The following is a 12,618-nucleotide window of genomic DNA, read 5'->3' on the forward strand; positions in this document are numbered from 1 at the left end:
GTTGTCACTGTATAGAGGAAATGGTAAGATGAAAAGGGAAATTATCGAAAAAGTTTGATATGATTTTTTTTGAAAAAGTGTTTTTGTAGTCTCGATAAAAAGGAGCGTTCATCACATGATGGGGATTTTAAATAAAGTATTTGATCTTAATAAACGTGAACTTAAGCGTCTGGAAAAGCTTGCTGTACAAATTGACGCCTTAGCGGCAGAAACTGAAAAGCTCACAGACGATCAGCTTCGTGAAAAAACAGAGGCATTTAAAGCCCGCTATCAAAATGGCGAAACCCTTGATGACCTTCTTGTGGAAGCCTTTGCGGTCGTTCGTGAAGGTGCACGCCGTGTGCTTGGGCTGTATCCGTACCATGTTCAGCTGATGGGGGGTATTTCACTCCACGAAGGGAACATTTCGGAGATGAAGACCGGGGAAGGTAAAACGTTAACAGCGACGATGCCGGTTTATTTAAATGCTCTTTCCGGAAAAGGCGTACACGTTGTAACGGTCAACGAATACTTAGCTAGCCGTGACGCCAACGAAATGGGTCAACTTTACCAATTTTTAGGATTAACCGTCGGGCTTAACTTAAACAGCATGGATAAAGATGAAAAACAGGCTGCATATGCCTGTGATATCACCTATGGTACAAACAACGAATTGGGATTTGACTACCTTCGTGACAACATGGTTCTTTATAAAGAGCAAAAAGTGCAGCGCCCGCTTTTTTATGCGGTCATTGACGAAGTTGACTCCATTTTAATTGACGAAGCGCGGACACCATTAATTATCTCGGGCTCAGCACAAAAATCCGCTGCGCTTTATATTCAAGCCAATGCTTTTGTCCGTATGTTAACAAAGGACCAGGATTATACTTATGATGAAAAAACGAAGGGCGTTATGCTGACTGAAGAAGGTATCAGCAAAGCAGAAAAAGCGTTCGGCATTGAAAACCTTTTTGATATGTCTCACGTTACCCTAAACCATCATATTAACCAGGCATTAAAAGCAAATGTCAGTATGCACCTAGATGTTGATTACGTTGTACAAGAAGGCGAAATTGTCATCGTTGACCAGTTCACCGGCCGTTTAATGAAGGGCCGCCGTTATAGCGAAGGCTTGCACCAGGCGATTGAGGCAAAAGAAGGCCTCGAGGTCCAAAACGAAAGCATGACAATGGCAACCATTACGTTCCAAAACTATTTCCGTATGTATGAAAAATTATCTGGTATGACCGGTACGGCTAAAACAGAAGAAGAAGAATTCCGAAACATTTATAATATGAACGTTATCGTGATCCCAACAAATAAACCAATTGCGCGTGATGACCGGCCGGATTTAATTTATGCATCGATGGACGGTAAGTTTAGAGCAGTTGTTGAGGATATCGCTGAACGCCACCAAAAGGGACAGCCAGTTCTAGTTGGTACGGTAGCGATTGAAACGTCTGAGCTTATTTCCACTTATTTATTCAAAAAACGTATTCATCATAATGTCTTGAATGCGAAAAACCATGAACGTGAAGCGGAAATTATCGCAGAAGCTGGTCACAAAGGCGCGGTTACGATTGCGACAAACATGGCAGGGCGCGGTACCGACATTAAGCTTGGCGAGGGAGTTATTGAATTAGGGGGTCTTGCTGTAATCGGAACAGAGCGCCATGAGAGCCGCCGGATTGATAATCAGCTCCGCGGACGTTCTGGACGTCAAGGGGACCCAGGGGTTACCCAGTTCTATTTATCCATGGAAGATGAATTGATGCGCCGATTTGGTTCAGATAATATGAAGACCATGATGCAGCGCCTTGGCATGGATGATACCCAGCCGATTCAGAGTAAGATGGTATCTAGGGCTGTTGAATCCGCTCAAAAACGCGTTGAAGGCAACAACTTTGATGCCCGTAAACAGCTTCTGCAATATGACGATGTTCTTCGTCAGCAGCGTGAAATTATTTACACTCAGCGTGACGAAGTATTAGAATCAGAAAACCTTCGGGAAATTGTTCATAAAATGATCTTAAGTACCATTCAACGTTCAGTCGATGCCCACGTTTCCCACCATGAGGATGAAGAAGAATGGAACCTCCAGGGAATTGTTGATTACGTACATGCCAACCTGCTTCAGGAAGGTGATATCACGTTAGAGGATTTAAAAGGTAAGGATCCAGAAGAAATGGTCGATGCCATTTATGCAGAAGTGAAGGAGCGCTACGAGGAAAAAGAACAAATTCTTTTCCCTGAGCAAATGCGGGAGTTTGAAAAAGTGGTTACTCTTCGTGCGGTTGATTCCAAATGGATTGACCACATTGATGCGATGGATCAGCTTCGCCAAGGTATCCATTTACGTGCATACGGTCAAATCGATCCGCTTCGTGAATACCAGCATGAAGGCTTTGCAATGTTTGAAGCAATGATTCAATCAATTGAGGAAGAAGCGGCCATGTATATCATGAAGGCTGAAATCCGCAACAATTTGGAGCGCCAAGAGGTAGCGAAAGGCCAAGCCGTGAATCCAAAGGAAGACGGAGAAGCTGTTAAGAAGAAGCCGAAAGTAAATCAATTAGATGTCGGCCGCAATGATCCATGTATTTGCGGCAGCGGCAAGAAATATAAGAACTGTTGTGGAGCAGCGAAATAAATAATATTTTTAATGAGAGCTGGCATTGAAATCGCCGGCTCTTTTCCTATCTTGGGGATGGATTTTGTGGATTTGTAGATAAGTGATGTGAAATTGTAGATAACTCTCTGAATTTTGTGGATATTCATCATGAATTTGCAGATATCCACATGGGGATAACTTTTATTTAAACAAAAACGACCATCATTTTTGACGGTCGTTTTTTTATCACTTATTCGGTGTCGTTATTTTCACCCTGATCATCATTGTTATCGTCAGCTTTTTCAGATTTCTTATAGCCATCTTTTTTAGCTTCTTCTTGCTTATTTTCTTTTGATTTTTTTGCCGCTTCTTGCTGCTGCTCTTGAGCTTTTTTTGCTGCTTCTTGTTTATTAGCTTCGGCCCTCTTAGCCGCTTCTTGTTGCTTTTCTACCGTTTTGTTTGCAGCTTCCGAATGATTTACTTTACCTGATTTAGCCTCTTCTTGCTGGTCATCATCTTGGTCTTGTTTTGCCTCAGTTGATTCCTGTTCCACTTTTTCAGGCTCAGTTGCTTCCTCATCATGCTTATGCTGTTTCTTTTCAAGTTTACTTTTTGCACGAGCGGCTTCATCTTCTGACATTTCTCCACTCGCAACTTTATCTTCGATTTCGCTCATTTTTTTAGCAAATTTAGCATCTTTTTCTTCAAGTTTTGCTGCCTTTTTTGCTAATTTGGCAAATGATTTTTGAACGTTTTTCATGATTGAATGCTGTGCAGTTGGGTTCTTAACTTGTGCCAAAGCTGCACATAAAGCATCGATGTTATGGGCAAGCTTTACTTCAACTTTGCCTTCCTCGACACTTTGAGTGTTATCTGAAGAATCTGCTTCAGTTCCTTCCTCAGTTGCAGGTAATGTTTGACTAGCTTCTTCTTGTGTGGCAAGCGCTTCTTTTAATATTGCTGCTGCATCTTCCGTTTTGCCTTCTGCAAATAATGCATTGGCTTCGGCAATACGTTCAGACGCAAAATCCGCTAAAAGTTCAGCTTGTTTATAATCATCAAAAGTGAAGGCAAGCTGGATTTTTTCAGTCATTGTTTTAACAAAATAGAAGAAATCACCAGGTACTAATGAAGGCGTTTCTACTTTTTCTTGGTCTGTTACTTCAGAATCGGTTTGGTTTGTTCCATTTTGAACTTGATCAGTTGTCACCGCTGTATCCGTTGTTGCTTCCGTGCCATCGCCACTTGCAAAAGCACTGCCAGCACCAAATGAAAAAATTAAGGTTGAAGCAAGCATACCACTTGTTATTAAACTAGAAATTTTTCTGTTTTTCATATCGACATTTGTTCCCCCTATTATAAATCTATTAAAGATTACGCTCATCATTATAAAATTACGTCGGTACCTATATATAATAAAGTTTAGCTAAATTTTACAGGACTATAAATCCTAATTTTTTCCCATGGAAAAATAGCCCTCATTAATTTTTAGGGGGCCATTTTTTTATCAATCTTTTTTCATATATTGAAGAATTTCTAAATCAATGAATCCTGCCGGCTGTTCTCTCATTTCAAAATTTTCTGTATGAATGTAAGCAGTAAGAGCTTTTAAAATGTCTTCCTCATTAACTTGACCATTGGTGAGATAGCCGAAATTGGTAAGGCAAGCAACCAACTCTCGTTTAACCTCTCCTTCAATTGCGACAACTTGCTCCGGCTTGGAAGGAGCAAAGTATAATTGTTGGAGGTGATAAATTCGAATTAATTCTTTAATTGGATTTTGATGGTCATCCACCCGTAAATCGATATAGCGATCATTAAAACCGCCATATCCGCCTTTTTCTTTTACAACATATAGTGCCGCAGATTGTTTTCCTCTGCTATCACCTCCGGCTTCCTGTCCGGCATCAAGTGCGGCAAGAAGTCTTTCACCAAGGGTACCCTTCGTCTCGGTAAAAACGTGCGCCATCGCTTCAACCGTATTTCCATCAACTAAAATGTTTCCTTGTGCAGCAAAATGGGTACCCGTCACCCTGCCTGCCCAATGATAACACTCTTTTCCGGTAAAGGTCGCTGCGTTCCCGTTTGCATCAATTAGACCGACCTGGCGCATCTCTCTTTCAGAGTCTTCTGCCAGAAGCGTTTGAAGCGCTTCTTCGGCTGATTTCCCCTGTTCCATCAATTCCAGGGCCATTGGGCCATAAGAGGTATTCGCATATGATTGCGTTTCGACTGCTCCGGCACCTGCCCTGGCCCAAGGAACAACAGCACCAACACCTAAAAATTTGGATTGTACTACTATACCCCATTCTTTTTCAATTGGATCATAACCTACGATTGAAAATGTCATGTTATTCCCTCACAAACTATGTATTATAATTGTTCTTTATTAACATTAAATAATAAGGATGCTTCTATTAATTTCATTTTTATTATATAGAAGATTCAGAATTTAGTATACCTATCTCGATTATGTAAGAGGAGCCCTTTATTGAAAAAAACGCCGCTCCGGCCATCCGGTGCGACGTTCTTTTTCATATTAATGTGCTTCAATTAAGCCATAGCGGCCATCTTTACGCTTGTAAACAACATTAGTACGGTTTGTATCTGAGTTCGTGAAAACGTAAAAGCTGTGACCCAGCATGTTCATCTGCAGGATTGCTTCTTCACTATCCATTGGTTTTAGGTCAAAGCGCTTTGTACGCACTAACTCTAAATCTTCTTCATCTAAATCATGTACTTCGGTATTTTCTGAAGTTGCAAAGGTAATAGGAAAATCACCTTTTTCACGGAATTTACGGTTTACTTTTGTTTTGTGTTTGCGGATTTGACGCTCAAGCTTATCTGAAATTAAATCAATTCCAGCGTACATATCAACATTTGTTTCTTCAGCACGTAAAACTAAATGCGGCAGCGGGATGGTTACCTCTACTTTAGAAGTTTTATCCTGATTGAATCTAAGATTCACATTTACTTTTGCGTCGGGTGCTTCCGTAAAATAGCGCTCCAATTTTGAAATTTTCTTTTCTACATACTCTCTAATTGCTGGAGTAACCTCAATGTTTTCGCCACGAACGTTATATTTCATGTGGACTCCTCCTTTAGTTAAGGCTATGTATTAACATTTCTATTCTACCCTATGATAATCCTGCTAAATCAGAACAAAAATTTTGTCGAATTATTGACAAAAACAATGGGTAAATAGTGACAATGTTTGGCACAGCCTTTGACATCAATAGGAAACATTTACTAAAATGAATTGTTATTCATATAAATATTAATATTAATTGGGACAATTTGCCACTAATATGCTTTTGGGTGTCAGGCACCTTAAAAAGACATTCCCTCAAATTTGTGCACTAGAGGCGGACATTTATTTATGTCCATCCCACGTGGACAAATATTTGTAATTGTCCACGAATGGTGTCAGGCACCTATCTAGCTATCGTTATTGATTGAATGGCAGCAGCCCCTGCGCCTTTTAAAAGCTTTGCTGCATGCCTTAGGGTTGATCCTGTTGTATAGATATCATCGATTATTAAAATGTTTTTGTCTTTTAAATTTACGTCATTGCAAATCTTAAAAACTTGGGGTAGATGGATTCTTTCCGACCTTGATTTTTTCGATTGTTTTTCGGAATGGATGCGGGTAATGATTCCTGATGGGGCAAAGCCTGACTCGGCCAGTAGTGCTTCCGATTGATTAAACCCGCGCTCATATAGGCGCTCATCACTTAATGGAATCGGAACAAACAGGTCCGGCGCCATTTTTGTCAACTTATCTTTCATAATTTCTGCGAATACTTTTACCAAGGCATAATCTCCACGAAATTTAAATTTCCCAAGCACTTCTTTTAAAAAGTCATTATAGAGAAATAGGGAGATGTTCTTATCAAGAAAACCCTGCCATTCCGAATCATCCTCCCACCGCTTACAATCATGGCATAGATCCCCATGACGAAATTTCTCGTCTAAGAGAATAAAGGGACGACTGCAAATTTGGCATGTTTCTCCTTCTATTTTTTCTAGCTTGTTTTCACATGTGGAGCAAATCGGCTGCTCTTTTTCAATCGAAACCATCGCCCTCCAGCTTACGTTTGGGCTGATTGGCTCGTGGCATAATAAACAGCGGTCTTGCAGGAATAAATTCATTCTTCTCATCCCCTTTTAACTAATCTATTAATCCCCTTTTTACGCCATCACGATTCATCCCAACAATTTGTTTTTTGGCTTTTACCATTTCCTCCGTTTTTCCGTAATGAAAGAAGGTCACTACTCCATCCGGGTATTCCTTACTCCTCCCTGCTCTTCCGGCAATTTGCACTAATGCACTTTCTGTAAAAATTTCATCTTCAGCCCCGACGACCGCCACGTCAATATTGGGAAAGGTTACTCCTCTTTCCAAAATGGTCGTTGTGAGGAGTAAGGGAATTTCCTTTGCGCGCATTTTCTGTACTTTTTCCTTCCTGTTAGGATCCTCTGCATGGACGGACTCAGTATTCGGGGCAAGTCTATGGATGATGGGAAGGGCTTTTTCCATTAGCGGGATGTGCGGAAAGAAGAGTAAGGCTTGTTTGTTAGAGTCGGTTCTGTCTTTTATCCATTTGATAACATTCGGAGGTAATCTATTTTTGTGAAGCTGCTTTTGCCAGTTCCCACACCAAATGAATTCGGGGACAGGGAGTGGGTGGCGGTGAAAGCGGGCAGGTATCGTGGTAAAGGCTCTTTTTCCAGTCCGGCATTCTCTTTGCCATTTTTGATTGGGTGTGGCGGTTAGATAGATCATGGCCGAGTTTGGCTTCCGCGCTTGAATGGCAGCATATTGGAGTGATTCCTCGACCGTGTAGGGAAAGGCATCGACTTCATCTAAAATGATTGCATCAAAGGCATGGTAAAAACGGAGCAGCTGGTGGGTGGTTGCAATCGTGAGCGGGGCGAATAAATGTCGGTCTTCGCTGCCGCCGTATACGGATGCGATTTTTATTTTAGGAAAGGCGGCCTTCAATCGGGGTGTAAGTTCGAGAACGACGTCTGTTCTGGGTGTGGCGATGCAGATTCTTTTTTGGGCGGCTAAGGCGGCTTCGATTCCCGCGAACAGCACTTCTGTTTTTCCAGCTCCGCAAACGGCCCAAATTAGGTGTTCTTTATTTTGTTTGATTGCGTTGACGACATCATTGGATGCGGATTGTTGTCCCTCTGAAAGTTTCCCCTCCCAAGCCATAATTTTGGGCGGGAGTGGGGTGTCAGGCACGGGGCCATTCCAGCCAAGCAGCGGAGTGCATTCGCTTATCCGCCCCATCATAATGCAGTGCCGGCAATAGAGGCATGTTTCGCCGCACCTTTTGCATGGGTAGGTTGAAAACCACTGTGGGTCCTTGTTTCCACACCGTGTACAGCTCGGCTTTTTACCATTGTATTGGATACCTGGCCGGTAAGTAACATATCCATTTTCGTAATGAGTGTGAATTTCGTCGAGGGGAAATGGGATATCGTCAAGAAGGAGCTGTTTGCCGGTAAGAAGCTGCTGCAGGTCTTTGTTGTAAGGAAAGTTTGGGTTTAGCTGTAGCCGTGGGATAAGTGGGATTTGGGAAATTCTAAATGATTTTTCATGTGGAAATTTGACTGGGGTTAACTGCTCGTTTTTTAAGATAAAGCGCATAGGGAATCTCCTTTGGAGTGAAGTGGTATTTTCGATTTTTGGTTGTGCCTGTGGATGGTAATTTTAATGATAATAGTATTTTTTGAGCGATATCATCGGATGGGATATGGAGGAAATAGCGAAATTCACTGTTGGAAATAGATGGCTTATACAGGTAAAAGTAATCATTTAGGCTTTCGATATGTGCCTCTTTGCAAGAAGTTTTACAGATCGGACATATCCATTTCCCCCTTTTATAAATCATTATAATATAAGGACAAATCGGACAACGAACACCACTGAGGATGTCTTTTGGCGTAAGGCTATATTTCTCTAAAATATTAATTTGCTTTGGGGAATGCTGACCTAACAGGATTTTGCCCATATTGTTAATTGTCTGATTATCAATCCTTTCGTGAGTATAACGATTTTCCATTTCTTCTATTTTGTTAAAAATATCTCTTGCTCTATACACTCTACTAAAATCAGCTTTTTCTCCGGGGTTAGTTTTTAAAATGGTATTAACGCTCTTAAAAAATACAAGATAATCGATTGGCAGTAAATTAAGACCGTTATTAATCAGCCACCCCCTTAAAAGTGATTGAAGGCGTTGGCATTGGACACTGGGATCTTCAAACGCTTCTTCGGAGCCTTCAGCATTTTTTCGAATCAGTTGCTTAAATACATTATCAAAAATCAAAGTACCTACTATATTTTTTGCTTCTATGATGAGTATGTAGCTTTTTGAGATGAGAAGTGTATCAATTTGAAAATGAATTCCATTGAGTTGAAGTTGGAGGTCGTGAAAAATAAGGTATTTTTCTTGAGGAAGTTCTTTTACATAGGTGGCTAATGCAATTTCGCCCCAGAAACCAGCCCATCTTTTGGCCAGATCTTTTTCAATTTCAGCATGTTTGAAATTACGGGATATTAACCGATATTTCACGATTTCCGTTAACAAGAGCATAAGTGGAATGGGTAAATCTTTACATATCAAAATTAATCACTCCTTTTTCTTTTTTGATAATTTTCTATTCCGCTTCTAAAAATTCCTGTGAAAAAATATTGTCGATTTTTCGAACTTGTTATTGGGGGTTGAATGGAGATTCCGCGGATTCGGGCTGGAATTCCGCGAAATATCAAATTTATTCCGCCGATTCTTGTATTTATTCCGCAAACTCTTGCCGTAATTCCGCGAACATCTCCTCTTTTTCCGCAAACTTACCTGCGATTTCCACGAAACATAGAAACCCTGCCTATATAAACGAAGAAAGCCCAAAATAAAAACCATTCCGGCCAAAAGACCGGAATGGTTTTTATTTTAAAGTTTTTTCATCCAGCCCAAGCCCATGGCGCCTTCGCCGAGGTGGGTGCCGATGACGGCGCCGAAGTAGCTAACAGAGAATTCTGTGTTGGGGTACAGACTAGCCAGCTCTTGACGCCATTCCTCAGCTTCCTGCTCGCGATTGGCGTGAATGATGACAGCCTGCCAATCGCCGCCGCTCAAGGCATCCTCTCCAAGCAAATCGGCAATCCGCTTCATCGCTTTCCGGCGGGTGCGTATTTTTTCAAACGGAGCAATAACCTTTTCCACAAAATGCAGTAGTGGTTTCACCTGCAATAAGCTGCCAATGAAGGCTTGGGCGCTTGACAGGCGGCCACCGCGCTGCAAATGTGCCAAATCATCGACCATAAAATAAGCACGTGCCGTCTTTTTCAACTCATAAAGCCGAGCCATTATCACCTCGACATCCGCGCCCGAAGAAGCCATCTCAGCTGCTTCCAAGGCATAAAACCCCTGAACCATACAGCTGATTTCCGAATCAAATGGATACACCTTGATCCCCTCAACCATCGTACCTGCGCTAACCGCCCCTTGATACGTGCCGCTGATTCCACTGGACAAATGAATACTGATAACAGCGTCATAACCTTCAGAAGCTAGCCGCTCAAACAATTCCACGAATTGGCCGATCGGCGGCTGGGAAGTCGTTGGCAGCGCCTTGACGCGCACCTCCTCGTAGAACTGGCTCCACGTGATATCGATTTCCTCCTGATAAACCTCATTCTCGAAAATGACATTTAACGGGATCATATGTATATTAAATTTTTCTCGCAATTCCTTGGTTATGTACGCCGTGCTATCCGTGACAACTGCCGTTTTCATATATGTCTACCATCCTTGTCTTAAAATACAGTATGACTATTTTATATGAAAATCCTAAATAATGCACCACAAAAAGAGCATGCCCATTCAGAGCATGCTCTTGGAGAAACTATTAACGTACTTCCACCCAGCCATTTTTGATCGCAACGACAACAGCTTGTGTACGGTCGTTGACGTTCATTTTTTGCAAAATGTTGGATACGTGGTTTTTGACCGTTTTTTCACTGATAAATAAAGCTTCCCCAATACCCCGGTTGCTTTTTCCGTCTGCAAGCATCTGCAGCACTTCACATTCACGGCGAGTTAACAAGTGCAATGGACGGCGAATTTCAATCGTCTGCACGTAGGAACCTGCACGGACCACACCGGAAGCGAGCTTGCGGTATTCGTTAACTAAGTTGTGAGTGACCTTTGGATGCAAGTAAGAGCCGCCATCAGCCACGACACGTACTGCTTCTATTAAGGCATCAGCATCCATTTCTTTTAATAGATAGCCGCAGGCACCCGTTTGCAGCGCATGGGTCACATAATTTTCATCATCGTGAATCGACAAAATGATTACCTTAGTTTCAGGATATTTCTCGACTAATTCACGTGTTGCTTCGACACCATTCTTTTCTGGCATATTAATATCCATAATGACTACATCTGGACGATATTCTTGAACAAGGTTTAACGCTTCGCTGCCATCGTCGCCTTCTGCCACGACTTGAAACGATTTTTCAAATTCTAGTATTCTTTTAACGCCTTCTCTGAATAGTTGGTGATCGTCAATAATGACAATTTTAGTAGTCATTTGCTACGCCCCCTCATTTAGTTGATTAATGGAACATGGATTAAAACTTCTGTTCCCTTGCCAATTTTTGAATCAAATGTAATTTCTCCATCGAGCAGGTCGACCCGCTCTCTCATCCCAATCATTCCAAAAGACTCTGGCTTCTTATGGTTAATATCGAAACCTACACCATTGTCTTTGATCAAAACGCTAATAGTCGAATTGGTTATTTCCAGTCTTACTTTAATTTCACAGGCATTCGCATGCTTAAGTGCATTTTGCACTGATTCTTGAATCATGCGGAACAATGCGACTTCGTACTTAGTCGGAAGCCGGCGTTCTAGGCCAATATTCTCAAAACTAATTTTCGAGTGGTTATGATATTCTTCGATAGTACGCAGATATTTTCTGAGGGTAGGCACGAGACCTAAATCATCTAAAGCCATAGGGCGTAAGTCGTAAATAATTCGCCGCACCTCATATAGGGCTGAACGGACCATTTTTTTGAAACTGTCAATTTCTAAAAATGCCTCTTCAACTCCCCTATCACGATAGACCCGTTCAATTAAATCGGAACGGACGATAACGTTGGCGAGCATTTGCGCCGGTCCATCGTGAATCTCTCGAGACAGCCGCTTCCGCTCTTCCTCCTGTGCCTCAATAATTTTCAGTCCAAAATCCTGCTTCGCTTTGGCTACCTCGCCGACTTGTTTTAAATCACTCTGCAAATAGTTCATGACGACAGAAATTTGTGAAATGAGCTGGTCAGCCCGATCAATTGTGTCAACTAACCCAAATAGCCGGCGTTCAAGGTCATCGCGTTTATCCAAAAGCTGCTTTTTATACTGCCAATTTATAGAAAGATCCATTTGTAACTGATGCGCTTTTTCATAGGCATCACGGACCTCTTCCTCTGAATACTTTTTAATATTCATACTCACTTCAGACAGCATGACCCTCGCGTGGTGCACTTGTTTTTCAAGCTGATCTCCTTCATCATTAAGCTTGACCATCATTTGTTTGATATTGTCTAATTCCGTTGTCATGTTGTCGTAATCTTGACGGCATTTTTCACTAATGCGAAAGATGTCACCCTTACTGCAGGTAACTGTCTCAATCATTTCTTCGCGGATTTCATCAATGGACTTCATATTAATCTGTTTAATTTTCATTTTCATTCCTCCAGGGATTGCATATTTTTCCCTTTAGGCCTTCTAACATATTTTACTTATATATGGAGCGTTTTGCATTTTGAAGGCACTATCTAAAGACTTAACCCTCAAAGTTCAGTAATAAGTAGTATAATGATAATATTATTCTACTACTTTCATCCTATAACCCATTTCAACCTCACTGAACTATGATTATTATATCATTCGAATTTTACTATCATATTAAAGGTATATTACAACCATATTTTATATTTTTTTAAAAAAGAAAGGAGTTTAA

At 41.4% G+C, this 12,618-nt stretch carries 10 protein-coding genes; 1 reads left to right on the top strand and 9 read right to left on the bottom strand.

Annotated elements, in window-relative coordinates; translation table 11 throughout:
- The first annotated feature begins 115 nt into the window (after positions 1-115).
- Positions 116-2,629: a preprotein translocase subunit SecA gene (gene secA / locus ACIFOT_RS12195; RefSeq protein ID WP_430064778.1), complete on the top strand. Its 2,514-nt coding sequence runs from the start codon at positions 116-118 to the stop codon at positions 2,627-2,629.
- A gap of 211 nt (positions 2,630-2,840) precedes the next feature.
- Here secA and ACIFOT_RS12200 read toward each other — a convergent pair whose 3' ends face one another.
- The 9 genes from ACIFOT_RS12200 to ACIFOT_RS12240 all read right to left on the bottom strand — a co-directional run bounded on the left by ACIFOT_RS12200 (position 2,841) and on the right by ACIFOT_RS12240 (position 12,341).
- Positions 2,841-3,926: a DUF5667 domain-containing protein gene (locus ACIFOT_RS12200; protein WP_430064780.1), complete on the bottom strand. Its 1,086-nt coding sequence runs from the start codon at positions 3,924-3,926 to the stop codon at positions 2,841-2,843.
- Positions 3,927-4,097: 171 nt separating this feature from the next.
- On the bottom strand, positions 4,098-4,940 hold the full coding sequence (locus ACIFOT_RS12205) for a DUF1028 domain-containing protein (RefSeq protein WP_430064782.1): 843 nt from the start codon (positions 4,938-4,940) through the stop codon (positions 4,098-4,100).
- 189 nt (positions 4,941-5,129) lie between these two features.
- Positions 5,130-5,678 carry a ribosome hibernation-promoting factor, HPF/YfiA family gene (gene hpf, locus ACIFOT_RS12210; protein WP_223592184.1) on the bottom strand — a complete coding sequence of 183 codons (549 nt, stop codon included), beginning with the start codon at positions 5,676-5,678 and terminating at the stop codon, positions 5,130-5,132.
- 346 nt (positions 5,679-6,024) lie between these two features.
- Positions 6,025-6,741, bottom strand: coding sequence for a ComF family protein (locus ACIFOT_RS12215; RefSeq protein WP_430064784.1), 717 nt, complete (start codon positions 6,739-6,741; stop codon positions 6,025-6,027).
- A 19-nt stretch (positions 6,742-6,760) separates the two neighbouring features.
- Complete coding sequence (locus ACIFOT_RS12220) at positions 6,761-8,248, bottom strand: DEAD/DEAH box helicase (protein ID WP_430064786.1); 1,488 nt, start codon at positions 8,246-8,248, stop codon at positions 6,761-6,763.
- On the bottom strand, positions 8,196-9,173 hold the full coding sequence (locus ACIFOT_RS12225) for an NERD domain-containing protein (protein WP_430064788.1): 978 nt from the start codon (positions 9,171-9,173) through the stop codon (positions 8,196-8,198). Before ACIFOT_RS12225 ends, ACIFOT_RS12220 begins: the two co-directional genes overlap by 53 nt.
- A 375-nt stretch (positions 9,174-9,548) precedes the next feature.
- Entirely contained in the window at positions 9,549-10,394 is an 846-nt protein-coding gene (locus tag ACIFOT_RS12230) for a DegV family protein (RefSeq protein ID WP_430064790.1), read from the bottom strand.
- 112 nt (positions 10,395-10,506) lie between these two features.
- The gene (locus ACIFOT_RS12235; protein ID WP_430064792.1) at positions 10,507-11,190 is read right to left on the bottom strand and encodes a response regulator; all 684 of its coding nucleotides are present in this window, start codon (positions 11,188-11,190) and stop codon (positions 10,507-10,509) included.
- A gap of 17 nt (positions 11,191-11,207) precedes the next feature.
- Positions 11,208-12,341: a sensor histidine kinase gene (locus ACIFOT_RS12240; protein ID WP_430064794.1), complete on the bottom strand. Its 1,134-nt coding sequence runs from the start codon at positions 12,339-12,341 to the stop codon at positions 11,208-11,210.
- Positions 12,342-12,618: the final 277 nt, after the last annotated feature.

Source organism: Neobacillus sp. NRS-1170 (assembly GCF_050468025.1).